Genomic DNA, 23,569 nt, shown 5'->3' on the forward strand with positions numbered 1-23,569 from the left:
AAAGGCAATTTTTTCGTTCGTCCAGCAAATGACGCAGAACGGCTTTTTGGCCCTGTTCGGCAGAAGCAACCACAACGTTCACTCCTTCACAGTAAGATGCCCGCCAAAAGAGTAACGCAATCGTAGCACATCCGATCAGTAGAAACAATTTGCCCATTGCTATCCGACTGTTACTGAGTGACGGCAGTCAGCGCCGCTTCGTTGGCCTGAATGACCTGCTCAATTAGCTCGTCGGTGAGGGCGGTAGACACAAACAGGCTTTCGTATTGAGCCGGGGCCAGGTAAACGCCCTGATCGAGCATGGCGTGGAAATAACGGCCAAACAGCGGAATGTCTGAGGTTTTGGCCGAATCAAGATCCATCACCGGCTTATCGGTCATGAACATCGTAAACATAGAGCCAATCTGATTCACCGTATAATTCAGGCCGAGTGTGGCGGCGCTATTGCGGAAACCGGTAGCCAGGCGCAGACCAATCTCATCCAGTCGGGTATATACCTCTGGGTGGTCATTCAGGTAGTGCAGCATGGCCAGACCTGCCGACATAGCAATTGGGTTCCCTGACAACGTACCTGCCTGATACACTGGCCCGGCTGGTGACACCATGTTCATGATGTCTGTCCGGCCGCCATAAGCACCGACGGGCATGCCACCGCCAATAATTTTACCCATCGTAGTGAGGTCGGGCGTAATGCCGAATCGCTCCTGTGCGCCACCTTTGGCAAGGCGAAACCCTGTCATTACTTCATCGAAGATCAGCACAATGCCGTGCTTCGTGCAGAGGTCACGGATGCCCTGCAGGAATCCGGGTTCGGGCAATACGCAGCCCATGTTGCCAACTACGGGCTCCAGAATAAGGGCGGCAATCTGATTGGGATTAGCGTCGATGAGCCGTTCTACTGCAGCCAGGTTATTGTAAGGGGCCGTAAGAGTGTCGTGCGCTGTTGCCTTGGTTACGCCGGGGCTGTCTGGAGTGCCCATGGTCATGGCCCCGCTGCCGGCGGCAATCAAAAATGAATCACCGTGGCCGTGGTAGCACCCTTCAAATTTGATCAGCTTATCACGGCCGGTAAACCCACGAGCCACCCGAATGGCAGCCATAGTGGCTTCCGTGCCTGAATTCACCATCCGGACTTTCTCTACCGACGGCACCATCGAAATAATCAGTTCCGCCATTTCGACCTCTTTGCGCGTGGGCGCCCCAAAGGAGAAGGAGTGCTGAATGGCATCCCGAACGGCCCGCTCAACCGGTTCGAAGGCATGACCAAGGATCATGGGACCCCACGAATTGATCAACTCAATATACTGGCGATCATCTTCGTCGGTGACATAGGCACCTTTGGCTGATTTTATAAAAAGTGGACTACCGCCTACCGCTCTGAATGCCCGTACAGGTGAATTAACGCCGCCAGGAATCAGTAGTTTCGCTTGTTCAAATAAGGTTTCGCTTGTGGTCATAGTGTAATGGCGAACGCGTGTACTGGTCTGTACACCGTGCGTTCGTTAATTGATTTTTACAAACCGGCTGCCATCAAACTTGATGATAGGCACCACCTGATTGTCATTGGATCTAGTATAGTTGAAGCCCGACAAAACGTAGTCGTCATCTTCATTGGTTCGCAACAACGTTTTTTCCCTGATGTCGCCTCTCGCCAGCTGACGGGCGAAAAACAGGAGCATATCGTAACCCTGGGCGGCGAAGGTCGACGGAATAATATTTCGCCTGGTCAGGTAGTTCTCCTGGAATGTTTCAGCGGCCTCACGCTCTGTATCAATAAATTCTGGCGCAACCAGGTACAACTCGCGCCTTGTAAACGTATTCAACGAGTTGCGGAAGTAATCGAAGGCGGGGTACGTGGCAATCAGCGGGCAAGACACACTCCGACGGCTGAGAGCATCGAGCAGACTAGGCCCATCATCGTTGTTACTGCTGGCTAGAAAGACATGACCAGGCTTGTTGTCATCGCTTAGCTTCATCATTGTGGCCATGGTCATGGCTTTTCCGCTTAGTCGTCGAAAATCAATGATCTGAAAACCCTGTGATTTCAACGTTGCCTGATAGGCATAGGCCATCAAAGAATCTTTGCGGGCGGCGCCGAAGTACACAGCTGCTCGTCGATTGGTGGTCAATTCCTTAGCGAAACTAGCCGTTTCAATGGCCTGTTGCGTGGTTGATGGCTGCGCCAGAAAGGCGTTTGGCTGATTGGCAATCAACTCCCGCGTGGTGGCAATTGGGTTCACCAGTGGAATGTCGTTCTGAGCGGCAAAAGCTGAAACAAGTCGATTCGGTTCGCTGTAAAGGGGGCCAATCAGCAGGTCATTTTGGGCGAACGATGCATTATTGATTACGTCGAGTGTCTGGTCAGTATCATTGTCGACGTCGTAAGCAAAGAGGTTAACAACGATGCCTTCGGTCATGAGCTTGGCTTTAGCCAGCTTCATTCCATCATACAAATCAAGAACGTACTGGTTTGACCGGGCTCGTTCGCTGGGGTTGAACCGGTTCACGCGGAAGGGGAAGAGAACGCCAACGTTGATGTAGCCTTTCGATTTTGCCTTATCGGTGCGGACCGTCGATACTGGTTTGCCCGTAGAAACAGTTGGTTCTGGAGCTCTTGCAGCCGGCGCTTTGGTAACCGGCGTAGGCGAGATCCCGTAACGGTTCGACAGACGGTCCGATAGTTCAAGATCATCTTTATCCGACGAGGTACGTTGAATGAGATCCACTAGCGTTCGGGCCAGCGTTTTGTTCTGAAGGTATTGTTTCTGAAGGGCTTTCAGCCTGTTGAGATCGGCAATCCGCGGTAAAAACGTTTGCTCCATCTTGTCTACGTCGGGCTTCAACTCAGGATCAGTGATGAGTTGTGTGTACGACAACCCTTCGTCGTAGAGTCCCTGTTCGTAAGCAGCCGAAGCAGCCAGATAGTAGGCTTCTTCTTTTTTGAGCCAGTTCGGAAACCGATCAATTAGCTCTTTTAGCGTCGTGCGAGCAGCCTCGTAGCGCTTTTGGCGATATGAGGCTACAGCGTAGTAATAATAGGCAAAAGGAGCGTAGCTGCCCTCGCGCTGCATAACCGATTGTAGTTCCGTGCGGGCGCGGTCAAATTCGCCCAATTGCACCAGCCGGACACCTGCCTTGTAGCGGCGTTCGATGTCTTTGGCACCCTGAGCGTGTGCGCCAACACTCCATAGCAGGTTCATCCAGCAGAACACCACTAATCCAATCAGCTTTCTGGTCATAATTTTCTTTTGAACGCGAAAAAAGCAACGCCTGTTCTGCGTTGCTTTTTTCAAGTAGTCAGGTCAGGCATTAACGGTGGAAATAGCGTTATGACGAATCAAACCGGCTAAAGCCACCGAATGTTATCCCTTATTTCTTTGTCCGTTTCTTAGCTTCTTCGGCTTGTTTACGGGCATCTTCAGCAGCAGCTAACTGCTTCTGGAGCATTTCCTGGAATTTCGACTTTTTGCCCCCACCCGCTGCAATTTTCTTGCGGTTCTCGTCGAGAACTGCTTTCAGTTTTGTTTCGTCAACAAAATTCCGGATAAGCAGCTGTTGAGCAATTGTTACCACGTTGGAAACAAAGTAGTACCAAGTTAAACCAGCCGGAAACGAGTTCAGCACGAACATAAACATGACCGGGAAAATGTAGCTCAGCGCTTTCATATTAACCGGACCAGGCTGTTGGGGTGTCGTCTGGTTGTTGTAATAGGCATAGGCGATACTCGAAATGGTCATCATGACTGTAAACAAGCTCAGGTGATCGCCGACAAACGGGATCGTCACGCCAAACTTGATAAACGAATCATAGGTCGACAGGTCGGGTGCCCACAGGAATTCCTTCTGCCGGAGTTCGATCAGGTTCGGAAACAACTGGAACAGGGCAAACAGGATAGGCATCGTTGCCAGCACCGGAATACAGCCGCTCAAGGGAGAAACGCCTACTTCCTGGTACAGCTTCATCTGCTCTTGCTGCTGCTTGGTCATGTCATCGCCAACGCGTTCTTTAATCACGGCCAGTTCGGGAGCCAGCACGCGCATTTTAGCCATACTAACGTACGATTTGTAGGTTAGTGGGGTCAAAACCAGCTTGACGAAAACCACCAGGCAGAAGATCAGCAGGCCGTAGTTGCCAATGAATTTTTCCAGGAAGTTGAAGACCGGTACAAAGAAGTACTTGTTGATGGGCTTCAAGATCGAATAGCCCAGGTACACGTTGCGATCGAAATCGGGAGCTACGCCTTCCTTAATAATCTGGAAGTCGTTGGGCCCGTAATAGTATCGGAACTGGCCCTTGCCCGACTTTATGTCGGCCAACGGAATACTTACGTCAGCAATGGCTGTTTTCACCGTGCTGCTGTCGGCCAAGTCAACGATGGTCTGAAACCTGGCTTTGTTCAGCTGAGTGGTTTGGGCAATGAAGGCCGACAGGAAGTATTTGTGTTTGATGGCGAACCATTGAACAGGCTCTTCGACGGTGGCTTCGTTGCTACTTTCGTTTTCGGCCAAGTGGTCAAAGTTCTCGGTCGTTGTCTGGTAATTGATCGTGGCGGCGCGTCGGTTGTTGCTCAGATCGTTCTCAAACTGAGGCATGCGGTCTTCCCACTGATAACGTACCTCGCCATTGCCAAGTACGTTGTCCAGGTTGGTGGCTTTGAGCGCATAATCGATCGTGTAGCCCGTGGCCGGTACCGTGTAGGTCTGTTCGATTGCCTGCCCCGCACCAATTTCAGCTCGGAACGTAATAACCTGCGGTTGGCCAGTTACCGTCCCACCTTGTGCGTTGGTCTGGAAGTAGAGTCCATGTAGATCAACTTTGCCCGTTTTGGTAGGAAGTTCCAGCGAAGTGCGGCTGGTTTTGGCATCAACAAGCAAGAGTGGTTTGCCGTCAAATGTCTTGTATTTTTTCAGGAGTACTTCCTTCACACGGCCACCTTGCGTGCTGAAGGTTAGCTTGACATCAGGATTCTCTACCACAATATCGCGGGCCTGACCAGTGGCTGCGGTAGCAAAATCGCCGAACTGGGTACGTGCGGCGGCTGAATCGAGTGGGGTAGTAGCGGCAGTAACACTATTAGTTGACGGCCGGGTTGTTTTGGTGATTTGGGCCGGTTTCGTTTCCGACGGGGGTTTCGGTACCAGGTACTGGTAGCCGACAAACATGGCCAGAATAAGGAGTAGGCCAATAAGCTGATTGCGTTCCATAGTGATAGTCGAAAGACCTGAGCGGTGAACAGGATGTACCGCTCAGGTCTCACTGACTTAATTTTCGTGCAAAATTACGCCAATACGCCCGGTTAACCAACAAGGGTTTCGCTGGTGACTGGCGTTGCGTAGGCCTGCCGACGGTCTGAGAAGGTCATCGCGGCTTTAACAAACTGAACGAATAGTGGCTGGGGGGCCATTACCGTGCTTTTTAACTCAGGGTGAAACTGAACACCAACAAACCAGGGGTGTTTCGGCAATTCAATAATCTCGATCAGGCCAGTCTCCGGATTGGTTCCGACGGCCCGCATACCGCCCTTTTCGAATTGATCGGCGTAGGCGTTATTAAATTCGTACCGGTGGCGGTGGCGTTCGCTGATGACTGTTTTACCGTAGGCCTGGTAAGCCAGTGAGTCTTTCTTGATCTTGCAGGAATAAGCACCTAGTCGCATGGTGCCGCCCATATTGACCACTTTTTTCTGGTCTTCCATCATGTTGATGACCGGGTGCGGCGTTTCTGAGTTCATCTCGAATGAATGGGCCTCCGCCAACCCAAGTACATTGCGGGCGTATTCGATCACGGCGCATTGCATGCCAAGGCAGATACCGAAGAATGGAACGCCGTTTTCACGAGCGAACTTGATGGCATTGATCTTTCCTTCGATTCCCCGCTCTCCGAAGCCAGGTGCCACCAGAATCCCGTCCAGGTCGCGCAGGCGGTCTTCAGCGGTGCCCTCATCGGCCAGGTTTTCCGATTGAATCCAGTCGATATGCACTTTGCATTCGTTTTTCGATCCGGCGTGAATGAATGACTCAGCGATCGATTTGTAGGCGTCGTGCAACTCTACATACTTGCCCACCAGTCCGATACGTACCTCGTGGGTCGGATTTTTCAACCCATTCAGAAATCCTTTCCACGCTTCCAGATCGGCGTCCTGATCGTTGTAGAGGTCGAGCATATACAGCGCACGCTGGTCCAGCTTTTCCTTTTTCATCAGTAAAGGCACGTCGTAGATCGTTTCGGCGTCCATTGCCTCAATGACCGAGTTAACCTGTACGTTGCAGAACAGCGCAATTTTCCGCCGGATATCCATCGGTAGCGGGTGTTCGGTTCGGCAAACCAGAATATCAGCCTGAACACCTGACTCCTGGAGCATTTTCACTGAGTGCTGCGTGGGCTTGGTCTTCAGTTCGCCTGCCGATTGCAGATACGGTACCAGTGTGAGGTGAATAATCAGCGTGTCGTGTTCGTTGAGCTCAAATTTAAACTGACGAACCGCCTCAATGAAGGGAAGTGACTCGATATCACCAACGCACCCACCAATTTCAGTGATGACGATGTCATACTCGCCCGACTCGCCCAGCAGGCGCAGGTTACGTTTGATCTCGTCGGTAATGTGAGGAACCACCTGAACCGTTTTTCCCAGGAAATCGCCTTTGCGTTCGCGGGTGATTACATTGTTGTAGATCCGGCCCGTAGTGATATTGTTGGCCTGTGAGGTTGGCGTGTTCAGAAACCGCTCGTAGTGACCCAGATCGAGGTCAGTTTCGGCCCCATCGTCTGTTACGTAGCATTCGCCGTGTTCATACGGGTTCAGCGTGCCAGGGTCGATGTTAAGGTATGGATCGAACTTTTGAATGGTGACTGACAGACCACGTGCCTGCAGCAGTTTGGCCAGTGAAGAGGCAATGATGCCTTTTCCAAGTGATGATGTTACCCCGCCGGTAACAAATATGTATTTCGCGGAAGATCTCGCAGATTTGGTGCCCGTTGCCGCCATGGTAATATTCAGATTGAGCGTTACGGGATGTAAAGATACTACTAAGCAGGGAGGAAAAAGGGAAGTAGGCCGCGAAATAATTCAGGACTATTCGTGGCGAGTCAGGTTAGGCTAGGGTGAAAGAGGAGTCAATCAACTGACTATGACAGGTCCACGGTAGGCTGTCGATTGTGGAGAAAAAAATAAGCTGGCGCACCCCGTAGAGTGGATTTTAGCGTAATAGGAACTCGAAATACGTAGACTAAACCGCCAGATTTGCTCGTTCACCCTTGATTTGTCAACCAACGATTTCGCGGCCGAATTGTCGCTGCAGGCAGGGTAGAGTAGGAGGGAATGCCGTATTTTGCAGGTTCTAACGTATAGCCGTGCATGACAAATTCTGATATAATTGACAGCCTTGAACTGACCGCCCGCCTGATGGAACTCCACAACGGAGATCCATTTCGGATCAAAGCGTTTTCAGGTGCGGCGTTTTCGCTTGAAAAAGTAACCGACGACCTTACCGAACAATCCGTTGCTGACCTGATCAAGCTACCGGGAATAGGTAAAACGGTGGCGACTAAAATCCGGGAATTTGTTGATACTGGTCACCTGACGGAACTTGACGAATTGCTGGGTCAAACACCCCCCGGCGTGCTCGATATGTTCAGGATAAAGGGGCTGGGCGTGAAAAAAGTGAAAACGCTCTGGCATGAGCTTGGTATCGAAACGCTACGCGATCTGCGGCAGGCCAGCGAAACAGGGCGTGTGGCGGTGATCAAGGGATTTGGTGAAAAAATTCAGCAGAATATTCTCGACAACCTGGATTTTCTGGAAAGTCAGTCTGGAAAGGTACGTATGGACAAGGCTGACCGGTTGGCTACGCAACTTTGCGACGAACTGGCTCCGCTGGGCCGGGTGGCAGTCAGTGGTCAGGTACGTTGGCGGGCCATTGAAGTAGATACCGTAGAACTGCTGGTTGAATCCGACGACCCGGTGGCTGTGCAGACGTACCTGAATGCACAGCCTGGTCTTACTCAGGACGTACCTGCATCATCGCCATTTGCCTGGCGCGGACGGGCAGAGAGCACCGATGTCCGGGTAGCTATTATCACGTACCCCGCTACCCAGTTTGATCAGCAGTTATTCATTCGGTCGGCAACCGAGGCGCACTTGCGGGAAACAGGACCAACGGGCAAAACGCTGCTGCAAAGTGCTTTGAATGCGTCGGTAGGGTCTACCGAGGAAACGATCTATGCGCAGGCCGGCTTGCCGTTTGTGGCAGCTGAAATGCGTGAGAATGAACAGGCTTTCAGTTGGTCGCAACGCTACAGCCCCGCTGATCTGATTACCTGGGACGACCTGCGGGGGACGCTTCATAACCACAGCACCTGGTCGGACGGTAAACACACCCTTCGACAAATGGCCGACTACGCTCATGAGTTGGGCCTGAGCTACTTCGGTATTGCCGATCATTCGCAAACTGCCAGTTACGCTGGTGGCCTTACTCCGGAACGGGTTGCGGACCAGCAACTGGAAATCGACGCAATCAACGCAGACTACAAAGCCGCGGGTATCGATTTCCGGGTTTTGAAAGGCATAGAGTCAGATATTCTGGGCGACGGGTCGCTGGATTATCCGGATGACGTACTTGCTACTTTCGACTACGTAGTGGCATCTGTGCATCAGACCCTGAACATGACCCAGGAAAAAGCCACCGCTCGGTTGCTACGGGCCATTGAAAACCCGTACACGACTATATTGGGCCATCCAACGGGGCGGCTATTGCTTGCCCGCGAAGGGTACCCGCTCGACTTCCGTGCAATAATCGATGCTTGTGCCGCCAACAAGGTAGTGATTGAAATAAATGCCAGTCCATACCGCCTTGATATCGATTGGCACTGGATCGAATACGCTATGGAACGTGGGGTTATGCTGAGTATCAATCCGGATGCGCACGAGATGCGGGGGCTACTGGACATGCACTATGGTGTGTACGCGGCCAGAAAAGGGGGACTAACCAAGGCGATGACATTCAATGCGCTTTCACTCGAATCCGTGATTGACTACATTTCTAAGTAAATATTGAGTCGCTAACAACGCGGAAAAGTACTATTTGTAGTGGTCTAATTTTTTATTTAATCAGATTTAAAGTTGAAGCCACAATTTTCTGTATAAACTTTGTAGCCTGAATTACACTCCAGCCAGTCTAAAGCGCATTTTATCATCGAATCCGAACATTCATATAAATATTGTTTGGTTTGACTGGCTTAGTATCCTTAATTTAGACCCCAAAATTCAACACGTAGCTTCCTTGATCGTACACAGTTACAACTGTCGCCAATATGAGAAAACTGCAATGCCCTAAGTTTGAACTGGGCGAATCACTCACCGCAGAACAGAAGAATTTTTTTGATAAGCACGGAATAATCATTTTTCCGAACTTCCTGAACCGCGATACTGTAAAATTATTTCTTAGTGAATTGACCCGCATCGAGCAGGAATGGCTTGCTGAAGGACGTGACAAAATCAACGGTGTGCCGCTTAAATTCGGTCGCGATGAGGCTGGCAACAAGGTCATCCAGCGGTCCTGTTTTCTGTCGCATTCAAGCCAGGTTTTGCACGAATTCCTGCAGGACCCCCGGTTACAGACAGTCGTTGACCTGCTTCAGCCTTATGAAGGCCGGATGGGCGAGAACGAGAAAGACGGGTTGGTTTTGAACAACTACGTTCGTACCCCAAACAGCCAGTATTCGCAGATGGGTTGGCATACCGACAGCCCCCGCGATATCTTCTTGGGTCAGCGGATCATGCCTATGCTGAACGTAGGCATTCACCTGGATGATTGCCCTATGGAAAATGGTGGTCTGCGCGTATTGCCCGGCACGCACAAGCAGAGCACATTCCGGATGCTGTTCGGCAAGAAATACTTTGTCGACAACAACCCCGATCCGCGGGAGGTAGGTCTGGATATTCAGGCTGGCGATCTTACGGTTCATGATGGTCGTATCTGGCACCGTGTGCAGCAATCGCCGCTGATGGGTGAGGCTAGCCGCCGCCGGGTAATGTACGTACCCGTAGTTACGGGTAAATACAAGCCAAAGAATGAGTTTAGCAAAACGCCATTCTACCACCGCTTCATCCAGAAGGTGAACATTTAACGCATATCAACTAACTGTTTGTGGTTTGTTGTCTATGGTTTGTAGTTGCTTCGCTTATGGGCAGAGTAACCACAAACCACAGACGACAAACCACAAACTTTTTTTATGTCCTACGCACTCATTACCGGAGCCAGCCGGGGTATCGGCCTGGCAATTGCCGCTGAACTGGCTCAGCGTAAGTATAACCTTTTACTGGTAGCCCGTTCGGGCGATCAGCTACAGGCACTAGCCCGCCAACTCGCGGCTGACTACCAGGTAAAGGTCGACTTCCTGGCTGTTGACCTGTCAAATCCGGCAGCACCTCAGCAGGTGGTCGACTGGTGTAAAGGCAACAATTATGAAGTGGGTGTGCTGGTCAATAACGCGGGCTACGGACTGAGCGGTCAATTTGAGCAGTACTCATTGAGTGACAATCTGGCTATGATGCAGGTGAACATGACTTCGCTGGTACAACTCACTCAATTGCTACTGCCCGAATTGCGTCGCCAAACGCGTGGGTACGTGCTGAACATTGCCAGTTCTACAGCTTATCAGGCGTTGCCGGGAATGAGCCTGTACGCCGCTACCAAAGTGTTTGTGCTGAATTTTAGTCGTGGTCTGCACCATGAATTAGCAGGTACGTCGGTCAGTGTAACGTGTATCAGTCCCGGTGCTACCGATACGGGTTTCAATGATCGGGCGCAGATTAATGCAAAAGCCCGCGAAGCCGCCAAGAAAATTACCATGACACCCGAAGCAGTTGCCAGGCAGTCGGTAGCGGCCATGCTGGCGGGCAAGGCTGAAGTGATAACGGGCGGCATCAACAAGCTGGGTGCGTTTGCTGCCTGGCTGTTACCAAAAGGGATAGTTGAAAAAACGGCTTACAAGATTTATAAAGAATCCTGATTGACCATGCTAGTCTCCGTGAACGGAACGGGCCGGTTGACGCTCTCTTCGAGGGAAATGAACGTCTCGGTTCGCTGAATCCCCACCACTTTCTGAATTTTGTCGTGTAGCACTTGACGTAGGTGTAACGTGTCGCGACAGACGATTTTTGCAAATATGCTGTAAATCCCCGTGGTGTAGTGAATGTTCACAACCTCGGGGATTTTCATTAATTGCTCGGCAACCTCCCCATAGAGTGAACTCTTATCGAGGTAGATCCCCAAAAAGGCACTGATATCCCAGCCTAACTTGGTATGGTCGATGATGAGCTGTGAGCCACGCACAATACCCATATCCTCCATTTTCTTCATGCGCACGTGCACGGTACCCCCTGATACGAAGATGCGCTTGCCAATTTCGGTATAGGCCATTGTCGCATCCTGCATCAATAAGTTTAATATTTTCAGATCGACGTTATCAATTTCTAAATTTTTGGCCGCTTTTTCCATAGTCATTTTGATGAATTGTTAACAAAAATAGATATATTTTGTCTAAACCGTAAATTTTAAGCTTTTTTTATAAAATACTTGCAATGAAACGAGCAGCTGCTCTATCTTTGCATTGTCAAGTTAATCAGGGAGTTGAGACGCCCGGGTACGTGTAACGAGACAAGTTAATTCATTGTAGGGTGTCGAAATTGGCAGACGTGCCCTCCTGTCTCGGGGGTGGTGATAAGGGATAAACGCAGCATAATGCCGCTTTGCGGAATTCGTTTCTTCGGAGCGACTGGGGTTGACCACCAGATGTTGTACTGTAGCTAACCGCACCGTGGGTGGTTCGAGTCCCCCTCCTACAGCTTTTTGGTTTTTAGTTTGTTGATGAAGTGTAATTACGACACGCCGGCTCAGGTTGAGGCCGGCGTTGTTTATTTAAGCCAGAGCTGAAAAGCCCCCAAGCTCCAGAACGTACCTGGTCACTACACTGGTAGCTACAACTTGCAGCTCCTACGCGATAGCTCGCATTGTCTGTACCCGGCCGCTGGGTACGTTGCTGCCCCAAAAAACGGATAAAAAGCTGATTAGTTGAGCCGTGTGGTAGCTCAGGCGCTGTCAGCGGCCGTTGATTGCTACTGTCGGCGCATAGCGATACAAACCCGATTTATCCTGATATTACGGCGCTTTTAAAGGCTGTTCTCCTCCTTTAGGAATAATTAACAGCCCCATTGGCCCTTAATTCGCTATTTTTGGGCATTAGTTAAAGTTCAATCTCTACACAAACATGCTTTCCTACAAACGCCTGAATAACCTGACGGGCTGGCTCATTTTCGCGGTGGCATTGGTTACCTATGCGTTAACCGTTGAACGTACAGCCAGCTTTTGGGACTGCGGCGAGTTCATTGCCTGTGCTTACAAATTACAGGTACCCCACCCGCCGGGCGCACCACTCTTTCTGCTGTTAGGACGTCTGTTCTCCTTCTTCGCCGGGGGCGACGTAACAAAGGTGGCCTTCTGGATCAACATGGTGTCGGTACTGTCGAGTGCCGCCACGATCCTGTTCCTGTTCTGGACGATCACCATGTTGGTGCAGAAAACGCTTGACAAGGCCGAATTTGAATACACCACCGCCGACACACTGCTGGTTGTTGGCTCTGGTGCCGTTGGCGCGCTGGTATACACGTTTTCAGACACGTTCTGGTTTTCGGCGGTCGAAGCTGAGGTGTATGGTCTGTCTTCTTTTTTCACAGCCATCGTGGTTTGGGCCGCGCTGCGCTGGGAGCGAATTGAAGATGAGGCCACGGCCAACCGCTGGATTCTGCTTATCGCTTACCTGACGGGGCTGTCGATCGGTGTTCACTTATTGAACCTCGTTACGCTGCCTGCGCTGGCGTTGCTGTTCTACTACAAGCACTTTAACCGCGTGTCGCCCCGCGATTTGATCGCAACATTGCTGTTGGGTGTTATGCTGATGTTGGGCCTGTTACTCCTCGAAGACGTGATCTGGCGGGGTATTTACATGGCTGCGTTGGTTGGTGCCTTCATTATGCTGCTGCGGACTGTACCTGCTACCAAGTACACCCAGCCAACCACCTGGGGTGCCGTTTTATCGTTCAGCATCGGCATGGCATTCCTGGGTGTGATCAACGCCGGGGTTATTCCGGGTCTGCCAAGTTCGGCCTTCGCGGTTGAACGGTTTGCGGTGAACACGCTGGGCTTGCCCTTCAATGTGGGTGTCATCACCTTTGTTGTCGTCTTTTTCAGCGCTCTTATCTACCTGATCATCTGGTCGGCACGGAAACGGAATGTGGCGTTGCATACGGGTCTTCTGGCCTTTGCGTTTGTGCTTATTGGCTACGCATCATTCATCCAGGTACTGGTTCGCTCGAACTACAATACGCCCATTAATGAGAACGACCCAAGTGATGCACTGAACTTCATATCGTACCTGAAGCGGGAGCAATACGGTAGTCGGTCGTTGACCTATGGTCCCATTTTTACCGCTGAACCAACGGGTCAGGAAAGCGATAAGAGTAAGCTGGAGCCGGTCTACATGAAGAATAAAACGGGCTATGAAATCTTTGATTACAAGCCGGTTTATACGTACGAAAAAGGCGATCAGATGCTGTTTCCCCGGGTGTGGAGCACGCAGCAGAACCACCCGCAGCTATACCGCCGCTGGCTGAATCTGGCCGAGGGACAGAAGCCTACGTTTGGTGATAACATCAACTTCTTTATTACCTACCAGTTGGGGCACATGTGGGCCCGCTACCTGATGTGGAACTTTGCCGGTCGGGAAAGCGACATTGAAGGGGCTGGTTACCTGACGCCTTTCTCGAGCAACAAAGACCTGCCCGAAGTATTACAGACTAATAAAGGCCGCGATAATTTTTATATGCTGCCGTTGGTACTCGCCCTACTTGGTATTGTTTATCAGGCGTTCCGTCGGCGGGGCGATTTTCTGGTTGTTCTGCTGCTGTTCTTCTTTACGGGCGTTGCGCTACAAATCTTCCTGAACTCACCTCCGTCGGAACCGCGCGAACGGGACTATATCTACGTTGGCTCGTTCTATTTCTTTGCCATCTGGGTAGGCATGGGTGTTACGTCGATTGCTGAAGGTCTAAACTCATTCATCAAAAACGCCACACTCCGGAATGCGCTCGTGCCCGCCGTATTCCTGCTTGTACCGGTTATGATGGCCGTTCAAAGCTGGGATAACCACGACCGGTCGAACCGCTACCACTCGGTTGATTTTGCCAAAAACCTGCTGAACTCCTGCGCACCCAACGCCATTTTGTTCACCGGTGGTGATAACGATACATTCCCGCTGTGGTATGCCCAGGAAGTGGAAGGGATCCGGCGCGACGTGCGGGTCTGCAACCTGAGCCTGCTGGGTACCGAATGGTATATTCAGCAGATGAAACGGGATACGTATGAGTCGAAGGCGCTGCCTATTTCGCTGGAGATGGAGCAGTTCAATAAAGGCAAGAATGACATTGTTCTTTACTATGCCAACCCGTCGGTAAAGAGTGGAATCGACCTGCGCCAGTACATTAGCCTCATCAAACAGGGGAGCCCGGCAATTCAGGTGCCGCTGACAACCGGTGAAATGGCGAACACCTTGCCGTCGTCGACGTTATTCCTGCCTATCGATAAGGCCGCCGTTGACAAAGCTGGCTTTGTGCCTGCCGAGCTGCGCCCGTACCTGAAAGACACCTTGCAGTGGACTATCGGTGAGCGTAACTTGTATAAGCCTGACCTGATCATTCTCGACATGATTGCCGCCAACAATTGGCAGCGGCCGATTTATTTCTCGGCAACTCTCGGCGGCGAAAGCTATCTGAACCTGCGGGATCATATGCAATTGGAAGGCTATGCCTATCGACTGATGCCTGTTGCTATTCCGGGTGTGCAGGATGGGTACGTGAACAGCGATGTCATGTACAAAAACATGATGAATCGGATGGCATGGCGCGAGATGAACAACCCGAATACTTACTACGACGAGACTTACAAGGGATCGCCGGTTGTATCGGCTCGGATCGCGTTCTTCCGCCTGGCCGATCAGCTTCTTCGGGAAGGTAAAAAAGAGCAGGCTAAACAGGTGCTCGACCGGAGCCTGAACGTGCTGCCCGATAAGAGTATCCCCTACGATCAGGTATCGGCCAGTTATGTACGGCTACTGCTTGAAGTGGGTGATCTGAAACAGGCCAGCCATATTGCCGATACGATGAGCCGCCGCGCTGACGAAAATTTGACGTACTACGAAAAAACAGGCCGGACAGCTGGCGAAACGAACGCCGATCTGTATGGACTGCAAATGCTGGCAGAGACCTATAAGGAGGCCAAACAGCCTGAGTTGTCCAAAAAATACGAAGCCCTCCTGCAAAAGCATTTGGCCATCGTTGGTAATTAACCTAAAACGGCCCCTGTGCAGGGGCCGTTTTCTTTTTATCTTTGCACCAACACAGTTGCTCAATTAGTCGCGCTGGCTTCGCTGGCTGGCCTTTAGTTCCGTTTTGACAATCATGACACACGACACGCTTTCGACCATTGGTACCCTGATTTTTTACGCTGTCTTATTGATCGCCTCCTACATCACTGGCCGTTGGCTGGTGAGCAAGGAGCGCAATTATTAGTAAAGTTCAACCTGGTAGTGTCTATAGTTCAACGTTTAAGTAATTTTAGACGTCGAAGTATAGACACTATTTTTTTGGACCACTGTAAACAGGTTTTTGCCAATGATTGGGGCTATCCTCACCCGAATTTACCACTTCCTGGGCTGGAAGATCGTTGGGCCTCACCCAACGGTGCCAAAAGCACTTTGGGTTGTTGCGCCACATAGTACCAATTGGGATTTTCCACTTGGCCTCTGGATTCGGCATGAGGTCGGTATTTACATAGGTTTTCTGGCAAAAAGCAGTTTGTTCCACTGGTATAGCGGCTGGCTATTTCGTGGACTCGGTGGTACACCTGTTTACCGAAATAAAGCAAACAATCTGGTAGACGCGGTGGCTGAAACGTTTAATCGTCACGAAGTCCTTCACGTGTGTATTGCCCCCGAGGGTACACGCAGCGACGTAAGCAAGCTTAGAACGGGTTTCTACTACATGGCTCAAAAAGCCAACGTTCCCCTAATTTTGGTTGGGTTCGACTGGACACGCAAAGAGATCGTGCTCAGTGAGCCTCTGTACGTGACGGGCGATTTTCAGCGCGATATGCTGCCCTTTTATCAGTTCTTCGCAGGCCTGGCAGAACCTCATAAAACATGGCTGCAAAATTGGGAGCAAACGGGCGAAATTCCCTCTCCTTCTTCCGCTTCAGCTGTTAGATAACATTCGTTGGCTTTGTAATTCAATGTCCTACCTCGCTGTGCGACCTCTATAGTTGCTAATTTAATTATACTAAATCGGTAGGCAAGATAGTTTTATTCTGTAGCAGGGTGGCGTACGGCCGCCTGATATCGCTGTGTAGTTTGTTGGCTGATAACCCGAGCGACTCGGATTAATAAGGCCTGTTTTTGCCTGATCGAAAGAATCGCGCGTCGAGAAATCCCTGATCGGGGCGGTCTGCTCACCGGGCGGAGATCTGAAATGTGAGCTTATACCTCGTAAGAGTTTCCAGCAACTACACGAAAGCAAACGCAGCGTATGAACCGAGTAGTAGTTATACATACACCAGTGGGTTTTACCAGGCAGGGCCGGGCCAGTAAAAACGAAGATTACATACTGCCAACCGCTAAGCGGGCTACCGATTCAGACCGACTGTTTTTGGTTTGCGACGGAGAGGGAAGTGAGCAACAGGGCGAATTGGCCAGCCTTTTGGCAGCGGAGACACTACAGGCCTATATGCGAACTCACCCGACAGAACACGTCGATGTAACGTACCTGCAGGGGGCAATTAATGCGGTGGAAAAGGCGTTCGATCGGGCAATCCGCGAAGAAGTTGAGGCCAATTTAGCAGGTATGTCAACAACCCTGACGCTTCTGAGTTTGCATCAGCGAGGCGTGACAATAGCGCACATCGGAGACAGCCGGGTGTATCATATCCGCGCCGGGCAAATTCTTTATCAGATTCCCAACAATCGGGCAACGAGTGAGCAGGCGGTACTGACTCAGTCAATACAGGGGAGCAAGCTGCCCGCAAAACCGGACGTTTATGAAACGCAGGATGTAGCAGCCGACGACTACTTTTTCCTTTGTACCGCTGGGTTTTTGGAAGCGTTTACCAGCACTGATCTGGCTCAAACTCTGCTGAGCCGTACGCTGACTGACCGCCAGAAAGTAGCCGTACTACTCGACCAATGTGCTGAGCAATCAACTGATAATTATTCGGGCTACATGATTCACGTAGCAGCGGTTGAATCGCTTTCCGAACTGCCTGGCCAGTCACCAATCAGGGCTGAACGCGTCAGTACGCCTGAAAACAGCATGGAGACCTTCCAGTATATGCTATCGGAGGGGGAGGAGGCCCTGGAAAGGGAAAATCGGAACTGGTTTCAGCGAATGCTGCTGTAGGGGCGGTTTTGCCGCTGAATTCGGCGATCAGCTATTCATTAATTGACGCAGCGTAGCCACCATCGATGCCCCTGCTCGTTCTGACGCACCTGGTGAACCCATTCGTTCATGCAGGTCAACGTACCCAGCCAACACGTCGGCTCGGCGAGCTCCCCCGGGTAGCACCATTGTTAGCTCGGCGCCAACGCGCTGGGGCGTTAGGTCGTTCTGAATAAGCTCGGTGACAAGAGGGCGATCGACAATAAGATTGACCAGCGAGATGTACGGCACGGCAATTACCTGACTGGCAATGGCGTAGCTAAGCCAGGACGTGCGATAGCAGACCACTTGTGGCACATTTAACAAAGCAGTTTCGAGGGTGGCCGTACCCGAGGTGACCAGTGCTGCCGTAGCTGCCGATAACAGGTCGTAGGCCGCATCGGCTACCCGTTCAACCAGAGGGTAGTCGGCCAGCAGTTGGTCATACAGTTCGTTGGGCAGGTTGCTGACGGTACCTACTACAAACCGATAGTCCGGAAACTGCCGGGTTGTTTCGAGCATTACGGGCAACATCGATACAATCTCCTGACGGCGGCTACCGGGAAGTAGCGCAACCAGGGGCTTATCGACCTGCTTCAACCGCGCCACCACGTTGGGGGCGGGCTGGTGGTTGACCAGTGCATCAAGCAGAGGGTTCCCTACATACTCGACTTCATAGTCATACGTACGGAAGAATGTTTTCTCGAAGGGCAAGATCACAAACAGCCGATCCACGGTTGCTTTGATTGCTAACGCCCTACGCTGATTCCAGGCCCACACTTTCGGCGAAATGTAGTAAAAAACGCGAATTCCGTGTTTTTTGGCCCATTTTGCCATCCGCAGATTGAATCCCGCGTAATCGATTAGTATCAATACATCCGGGCGGTGTGCCAACACATCGGTCTGACAGGCTCGCATCAGTTTACGAATAGTCCCCAGATTCTTGGCCACTTCCCAAAAGCCCATAAACGCCAGGTCTCGGTAGTGTTTGACCAGGGTAGCGCCGGCGGCCTCCATCTGCTCACCGCCCCAGGCACGTACCTGGGCTTCGGTATCGTGCTGCCTGATAGCCCGGATCAAGTTGGCGCCATGCAAATCGCCCGAACGTTCGCCAGCAATGATGTAATAGGTCATAAGGGTCTGCAGATCACGATGAAGAGGCAACCAGGATCAATGGCGCTGCTCTATGGGAAAATTAGATAGCCGTAAAACCATGGATACTGGTGGCTCATTCATCGCTACCTGGTCTATTCGCCGTAGTAATCAACAAAATTACGCTCGGTCTCATAGAGGCGAATTTGATACAGCCGGGCCTCCGTGAGCGGTGATAAGGCCTGCTCGAGTAACCGCCAGATTTCCATCACCAGAATTTCGCAGCTAGCCATTTTACCCTGCATAAAGGGCACATCCAGGTTGATGTTCTTGTGGTCTAGTTGCTCAATAATTTCCCGCTTGATCACATCACCCAACACCTTTAGGTCAATGACAAACCCAGTGTCAGGATCGGGTTCCCCTTTCACCGTAACGATCAACTCGAAGTTATGACCGTGCCAATTGTGGTTCGCACAGGGACCAAAAACTTCTTTATTACGCTCGTCAGACCAGTTGGGGTTGAACAACCGGTGGGCGGCGTTGAAATGCTCTTTTCGACTGATATATACCATTTTATCTGGTTAGTTTGCGGCGGTTGCCAGATAACGCCGACTGTTTTGGGTCACAAAAGTACGGCTTTTTGCCCGATAGCGGTAAAGTACAAACAAAGCCAAAGCTCACTTTCCCGATAATCCCTTTATTGTGAGGCCGATCGTGAGCCGGAAAAAACAATAGACTGTTTATTTATATGCTGCAACAGAATCGGAGCAAAGCATACGATCGTAGGTAAATAGTTGCATAGGTATTAGAATAGTACTATTTAATAAAAGAATACGTTATGGTTTAGTCTGTCCAAAGCCCGTACCTTTACAGTCCAATTTCGGAATCTGTACAATTTACATTCAGGAATACACATAGGCCAGACGTTTAACAGAAGTTCTCTATGATTATTGTGACGGGGGCTGCCGGTTTTATAGGCAGTTGTTTGATTGATAAGTTAAACGCGGAAAACTTCAATTATATCATTGCTGTCGATGACTTCTCGAACCCCGACAAGAAGCCTAACCTCGACGGTAAACAGATTCAGGAGTTTGTGGAGCGCGAGCAGTTTTTCGACTGGCTCGACGCCAATTATCAGGAAGTAGAATTCCTGTTCCACATTGGTGCCCGGACCGACACTACCGAATTTGATTATGCCATATTCGACCATCTGAACGTCGCCTATTCGAAGAAGATCTGGGAGAAATGCATCGATTATCAGATTCCTCTTGTCTACGCTTCCTCGGCTGCTACCTACGGCTTAGGGGAATTTGGCTACGATGACAACGAGTCGGTCATATCTCAGTTGAAGCCATTGAACCCCTACGGAGAATCGAAAAACGAGTTCGATATCTGGGCATTGGCGCAGGAGCGCAAGCCGTTTTTTTGGGCGGGTTTGAAGTTTTTCAACGTATATGGTCCCAACGAGTACCATAAAGGGCGGATGGCGTCGGTCATTTTTCATGCCTACCATCAGATTTCCAGGACTGAGCGCATGAAGCTATTCCGGTCGCACAACCCGGATTTTACGGATGGCGGCCAAATGCGCGATTTCGTGTACGTGAAAGATGTGGTCGAAGTATGCCTCTTCCTTATGCACCACCGCCGTAATTCAGGTATTTATAACCTGGGTAGTGGCAAAGCCCGCACCTTCCTCGATCTCGCCAACAGTACGTTTGCCGCAATGGAACGTGAACCGCAGATCGATTTCATCGATACCCCCGCCGATATTCGCGATAAGTACCAGTACTACACCCAAGCAAATATGAGCAAGTTACGGTCGATCGGTTACGAACGCCCGTTTCATTCACTGGAAGAGGGGATTGCTGATTACGTCAGAACGTACCTGCAGTCGGGCAAGTACATGTAGTTGCCGCCTTTACACAGCCTGCCCCGTTAGGCTGCGTTACCAGACTACCTCAATTACTTCGCTTTTCAGATCAACGGTTGTAAACTGCTCACCCGCCTGGCGGTGTAGAGTTAACTGCCCTTTATTTACCCGGGCCGCTTCCTGTTGCAGCACGTGTGTGGCGTCTTTCTTGCGAAACACCGATACCACCGATTCGGTAGTGGGCAGTGTGAGCACTATTTTCCGTCCTGTTGCTTTTACCTCTCTGGCTGTTTCAGGTAAGGGCTGACCCCGCAACAACGCCAGCGCCCGAGAGGCTTGGGGTACGCCGTATCCCACGTAATTATTTCCGTAAGGATACAGGTGTGACGATTTTTCGATAACCTCACGTACTTGCCGATTAGTTAATTTGGGATTCGCCTGCATGAGGCAGGCAGCGAAACCAGTGATAACCGGTGCCGCCAGTGACGTGCCGTAGAGCGAAAAGCAAGAAACGTTAGGCTTCAGGTAGGGGAGTGGTTCGGGACCGATACTGCTATAGCCAATGCGATTCCACAGTTTTGAGTTAGTTGCCCCTACAGCAATTACGCCCTCGGCATCGGCCGGCGTACTAATCACGCGCCAGCCCCGGTCGTCGCCTTCGTTGCCTGCCGATACGATGATCAGCATGCCTTTTTTGTCGGCTGCGAGTTGGGCGGCCCGGCTAATCAGGCTGGTGTGTCCATCCATCTGAGCAGGCTGGTAGTTTTCGCTGGGATTTGAAAACCCTTTGGCATAGCCCAGCGATGTGTTGACCAGCCGCACACCCAGGCTGTCGAGCCATTCAATGGCCTGTACCCAATTGTCTTCTTCGCCCCGAAACTCTTTGTTGCCGGCATCGGTGCGAGCCAGGTAAAAGGTGGCGTCGTAGCCGAGGCCCAGTTGCAGATTACCGACTGGATCGTACCCACCAATGGCTGCCAGCACCTCGGTCCCATGCATATCCGACATGGTTTCTAGCGTACGGAAGAGGTTGTTCTGAGTAGCTGGGCGGTTTACATAGTCACGTACCTGCCGAAAGCCGCCCCGCGCTGCGATGGGTTTCAGTACCGCCGCTGAATCGGCCCCGAAAAAGCCAGCATCAACGACACCTACCTGCACAAATCGGCCGGTCAGATTCTCAGTCGCGAAGGCTGACGCCTGAATCTGCGACATCACGGGAGCCAGTTTAGCCCGTTCAGTATGGGCAGACGGCCGGGTCGTAACAACAATAGATGGATCGATGGGCCGAACCTCGCGCACAAAGGGAAGTTGTGCAACCTGCTTCTGCTGTGTTGGGGTGAGCGAGGCCGATACTGCATTGAGCCAGCGCGACCGGCAGTTGATCCGAATACCAAGCTGGCCCAGTTTAGCTAAATAAGCCTCCGACACCGGACGATCCGTATCGTCGATAGGCAGTTGTTGAGCAGTCCGATTAGCCAAGGCAGCTGGTGAGAGTGCTGGTGCATCGGTCATCTGCTTGTCGGTCAGCATGATCCAGAAATTTCCGGGTCCGGCCTGCACTGATTTTGTCAGCAGGAGTAGCAGGAGAATGAGAGATATACGCACAATTTTTATGGGTAAGGTTGCGGTTTTGGTCTGGATGCCGGAAGTTGCAGCCCAAACGTACCTGCCAACCGAATGATAAATCGAATGCAGGATAATGATACTTAATACACCTTAGGTGGTAAACTGAATTTATGCGCTACTTGCCCATCAACAACTCGCTTTTTACGCAAAATCGTCAGCGACTGGCCCAGTTACTGCCCGAAAAGGCAATGGCTGTGCTGAACGCCAATGACATCATGCCCACAAACGCCGACGGTAGCATGCCGTTCCGGCAAAATAACGACCTATTTTACTTAACTGGTGTAGATCAGGAAGAATCGCGGCTGGTGATTTTCCCGCAGCATCCCGATCCAAAGTTCAGGGAGGTGCTCTTCCTGCGCGAAACCAGCGAGCATATCGAAATCTGGGAGGGCCACAAATTAACCAAAGCTGAGGCAGAAACAGTATCGGGCATTCCGCAAAAGCAGGTATACTGGATGAGTCAGTTCGACAGCATCTTCACGCAGATGATCTTCGAAGCCGACCACGTATTCCTGAACACCAACGAGCACACCCGCAACGGCCTGTCGGTGCAAACGCAGGATGACCGCTATATTGCTGACTTTAAACGTACCTACCCCTTGCATCGACTGGGCCGACTTGCCCCGTTGATGCATCAGCTTCGGGCTATCAAATCGCCCATTGAGGTAGACCTGTTGCAACGGGCCTGCGACATCACCGATGGCATGTTCAGACGACTGCTGAAGTTTGTAAAACCAGGCGTTTGGGAGTACGAGATCGAGGCCGAAATGATGCACGAGTTTTTACGGAATCGTTCGCGCGGGGCGGCTTATACGCCAATCATTGCGTCGGGCAAGAACGCCTGTGTGCTGCACTATATAGAAAACTCGGCGCAATGCCAAGCCGGTGAGGTGCTACTGCTTGATCTGGGGGCGGAATACGCCAACTACAATGCCGATATGACCCGGAGCATTCCGGTCAGCGGTCGGTTTACGCCGCGGCAACGAGCGGTGTATGATGCCGTGTTGCGGGTAATGAAAGCGTCGCAGGCCATGCTGGTAACGGGTAACATCTGGGACGAGTACCACCGCGAAGTCGGTAAGCTGATGGAAAGCGAACTGATTGGACTAGGGCTCATCGACCGACACGAGGTGGCGAAGCAGGACCCTGACGCGCCATTGTACAAAAAGTACTTCATGCACGGTACCTCGCATTTCCTGGGACTGGATGTTCACGACGTAGGCAATAAATACCGTCGGTTTGAGCCCGGCATGGTCTTTACCTGCGAACCTGGCATTTACATCCGTGAAGAAGGAATCGGTATTCGACTGGAAAACAACATCCTGATCACTGAGTCGGGCAATATTGACCTGATGGCCAACATTCCGCTGGAGGCCGATGAAATAGAGACACTTATGAACGAATAAAAAAAGTGGTCTTCCTCTGCCTCTCCTGATCGCTAGCGAAGGGAGAGGCAGAAGAA

Annotated in this window: 16 protein-coding genes; 8 read left to right on the top strand and 8 right to left on the bottom strand. The window is 51.2% G+C overall.

Annotated elements, in window-relative coordinates:
- Window positions 1–170 precede the first annotated feature (170 nt).
- The 4 genes from hemL to pyrG all read right to left on the bottom strand — a co-directional run bounded on the left by hemL (window position 171) and on the right by pyrG (window position 6,986).
- Window positions 171–1,457, bottom strand: a complete 1,287-nt coding sequence (gene hemL / locus F7231_RS04550; protein ID WP_166691054.1) for a glutamate-1-semialdehyde 2,1-aminomutase — start codon at window positions 1,455–1,457, stop codon at window positions 171–173.
- A 45-nt stretch (window positions 1,458–1,502) separates the two neighbouring features.
- Window positions 1,503–3,239: an ABC transporter substrate-binding protein gene (locus tag F7231_RS04555; RefSeq protein WP_166691055.1), complete on the bottom strand. Its 1,737-nt coding sequence runs from the start codon at window positions 3,237–3,239 to the stop codon at window positions 1,503–1,505.
- Between the two features lie 130 nt (window positions 3,240–3,369).
- The gene (yidC, locus tag F7231_RS04560; protein ID WP_166691056.1) at window positions 3,370–5,205 is read right to left on the bottom strand and encodes a membrane protein insertase YidC; all 1,836 of its coding nucleotides are present in this window, start codon (window positions 5,203–5,205) and stop codon (window positions 3,370–3,372) included.
- Between the two features lie 92 nt (window positions 5,206–5,297).
- Complete coding sequence (gene pyrG / locus F7231_RS04565; protein ID WP_085414484.1) at window positions 5,298–6,986, bottom strand: CTP synthase; 1,689 nt, start codon at window positions 6,984–6,986, stop codon at window positions 5,298–5,300.
- 369 nt (window positions 6,987–7,355) lie between these two features.
- Between pyrG and F7231_RS04570 the strand changes: the two genes are divergently transcribed.
- The 3 genes from F7231_RS04570 (at window position 7,356) to F7231_RS04580 (ending at window position 11,011) form a co-directional block, all read left to right on the top strand.
- Window positions 7,356–9,047, top strand: coding sequence for a helix-hairpin-helix domain-containing protein (locus tag F7231_RS04570; protein WP_166691057.1), 1,692 nt, complete (start codon window positions 7,356–7,358; stop codon window positions 9,045–9,047).
- Between the two features lie 263 nt (window positions 9,048–9,310).
- On the top strand, window positions 9,311–10,126 hold the full coding sequence (locus F7231_RS04575; RefSeq protein WP_085414482.1) for a phytanoyl-CoA dioxygenase family protein: 816 nt from the start codon (window positions 9,311–9,313) through the stop codon (window positions 10,124–10,126).
- Between the two features lie 105 nt (window positions 10,127–10,231).
- The gene (locus F7231_RS04580) at window positions 10,232–11,011 is read left to right on the top strand and encodes an SDR family NAD(P)-dependent oxidoreductase (protein WP_085414481.1); all 780 of its coding nucleotides are present in this window, start codon (window positions 10,232–10,234) and stop codon (window positions 11,009–11,011) included.
- Here the strand turns inward: F7231_RS04580 and F7231_RS04585 are convergent.
- Entirely contained in the window at window positions 10,996–11,499 is a 504-nt protein-coding gene (locus F7231_RS04585) for an Lrp/AsnC ligand binding domain-containing protein (RefSeq protein ID WP_085415262.1), read from the bottom strand. The genes F7231_RS04580 and F7231_RS04585 overlap by 16 nt on opposite strands.
- 769 nt (window positions 11,500–12,268) lie before the next feature.
- On the opposite strand from F7231_RS04585, the gene F7231_RS04590 reads away from it, so the two are divergent.
- From F7231_RS04590 to F7231_RS04600, 3 genes are all read left to right on the top strand, one after another.
- The gene (locus F7231_RS04590) at window positions 12,269–15,400 is read left to right on the top strand and encodes a glycosyltransferase family 117 protein (protein ID WP_166691058.1); all 3,132 of its coding nucleotides are present in this window, start codon (window positions 12,269–12,271) and stop codon (window positions 15,398–15,400) included.
- Window positions 15,401–15,725: 325 nt separating this feature from the next.
- Window positions 15,726–16,319, top strand: a complete 594-nt coding sequence (locus F7231_RS04595) for a 1-acyl-sn-glycerol-3-phosphate acyltransferase (protein ID WP_085414479.1) — start codon at window positions 15,726–15,728, stop codon at window positions 16,317–16,319.
- Between the two features lie 315 nt (window positions 16,320–16,634).
- Entirely contained in the window at window positions 16,635–17,501 is an 867-nt protein-coding gene (locus F7231_RS04600) for a PP2C family protein-serine/threonine phosphatase (RefSeq protein WP_166691059.1), read from the top strand.
- Window positions 17,502–17,528: 27 nt separating this feature from the next.
- On the opposite strand, the gene lpxB is transcribed toward F7231_RS04600, so the two are convergent.
- Together lpxB and F7231_RS04610 are read right to left on the bottom strand one after the other, a co-directional pair.
- Window positions 17,529–18,653, bottom strand: coding sequence for a lipid-A-disaccharide synthase (lpxB, locus tag F7231_RS04605; protein ID WP_166691060.1), 1,125 nt, complete (start codon window positions 18,651–18,653; stop codon window positions 17,529–17,531).
- Between the two features lie 113 nt (window positions 18,654–18,766).
- On the bottom strand, window positions 18,767–19,183 hold the full coding sequence (locus F7231_RS04610; protein ID WP_085414476.1) for a 6-pyruvoyl trahydropterin synthase family protein: 417 nt from the start codon (window positions 19,181–19,183) through the stop codon (window positions 18,767–18,769).
- Window positions 19,184–19,554: 371 nt separating this feature from the next.
- Between F7231_RS04610 and rfaD the strand changes: the two genes are divergently transcribed.
- Complete coding sequence (gene rfaD, locus F7231_RS04615) at window positions 19,555–20,520, top strand: ADP-glyceromanno-heptose 6-epimerase (RefSeq protein ID WP_166691061.1); 966 nt, start codon at window positions 19,555–19,557, stop codon at window positions 20,518–20,520.
- 36 nt (window positions 20,521–20,556) lie between these two features.
- Here the strand turns inward: rfaD and F7231_RS04620 are convergent, their stop codons facing one another.
- Window positions 20,557–22,011 (bottom strand): S8 family serine peptidase, encoded by a 1,455-nt coding sequence (locus F7231_RS04620; RefSeq protein WP_166691190.1) that lies wholly within the window; start codon window positions 22,009–22,011, stop codon window positions 20,557–20,559.
- A gap of 206 nt (window positions 22,012–22,217) precedes the next feature.
- Between F7231_RS04620 and F7231_RS04625 the strand changes: the two genes are divergently transcribed.
- Window positions 22,218–23,513 (top strand): aminopeptidase P N-terminal domain-containing protein, encoded by a 1,296-nt coding sequence (locus F7231_RS04625; protein ID WP_166691062.1) that lies wholly within the window; start codon window positions 22,218–22,220, stop codon window positions 23,511–23,513.
- Window positions 23,514–23,569 lie beyond the last annotated feature (56 nt).

Source organism: Fibrivirga algicola (assembly GCF_011742925.1).
Lineage (GTDB): Bacteria > Bacteroidota > Bacteroidia > Cytophagales > Spirosomataceae > Fibrella > Fibrella algicola.

Coding starts and splice junctions, on each gene's coding strand:
- hemL (WP_166691054.1), bottom strand. CDS start 1,457: ATGACCACAAGCGAAACCTTATTTGAACAAGCGAAACTACTGATTCCT.
- F7231_RS04555 (WP_166691055.1), bottom strand. CDS start 3,239: ATGACCAGAAAGCTGATTGGATTAGTGGTGTTCTGCTGGATGAACCTG.
- yidC (WP_166691056.1), bottom strand. CDS start 5,205: ATGGAACGCAATCAGCTTATTGGCCTACTCCTTATTCTGGCCATGTTT.
- pyrG (WP_085414484.1), bottom strand. CDS start 6,986: ATGGCGGCAACGGGCACCAAATCTGCGAGATCTTCCGCGAAATACATA.
- F7231_RS04570 (WP_166691057.1), top strand. CDS start 7,356: ATGACAAATTCTGATATAATTGACAGCCTTGAACTGACCGCCCGCCTG.
- F7231_RS04575 (WP_085414482.1), top strand. CDS start 9,311: ATGAGAAAACTGCAATGCCCTAAGTTTGAACTGGGCGAATCACTCACC.
- F7231_RS04580 (WP_085414481.1), top strand. CDS start 10,232: ATGTCCTACGCACTCATTACCGGAGCCAGCCGGGGTATCGGCCTGGCA.
- F7231_RS04585 (WP_085415262.1), bottom strand. CDS start 11,499: ATGGAAAAAGCGGCCAAAAATTTAGAAATTGATAACGTCGATCTGAAA.
- F7231_RS04590 (WP_166691058.1), top strand. CDS start 12,269: ATGCTTTCCTACAAACGCCTGAATAACCTGACGGGCTGGCTCATTTTC.
- F7231_RS04595 (WP_085414479.1), top strand. CDS start 15,726: ATGATTGGGGCTATCCTCACCCGAATTTACCACTTCCTGGGCTGGAAG.
- F7231_RS04600 (WP_166691059.1), top strand. CDS start 16,635: ATGAACCGAGTAGTAGTTATACATACACCAGTGGGTTTTACCAGGCAG.
- lpxB (WP_166691060.1), bottom strand. CDS start 18,653: ATGACCTATTACATCATTGCTGGCGAACGTTCGGGCGATTTGCATGGC.
- F7231_RS04610 (WP_085414476.1), bottom strand. CDS start 19,183: ATGGTATATATCAGTCGAAAAGAGCATTTCAACGCCGCCCACCGGTTG.
- rfaD (WP_166691061.1), top strand. CDS start 19,555: ATGATTATTGTGACGGGGGCTGCCGGTTTTATAGGCAGTTGTTTGATT.
- F7231_RS04620 (WP_166691190.1), bottom strand. CDS start 22,011: ATGCTGACCGACAAGCAGATGACCGATGCACCAGCACTCTCACCAGCT.
- F7231_RS04625 (WP_166691062.1), top strand. CDS start 22,218: ATGCGCTACTTGCCCATCAACAACTCGCTTTTTACGCAAAATCGTCAG.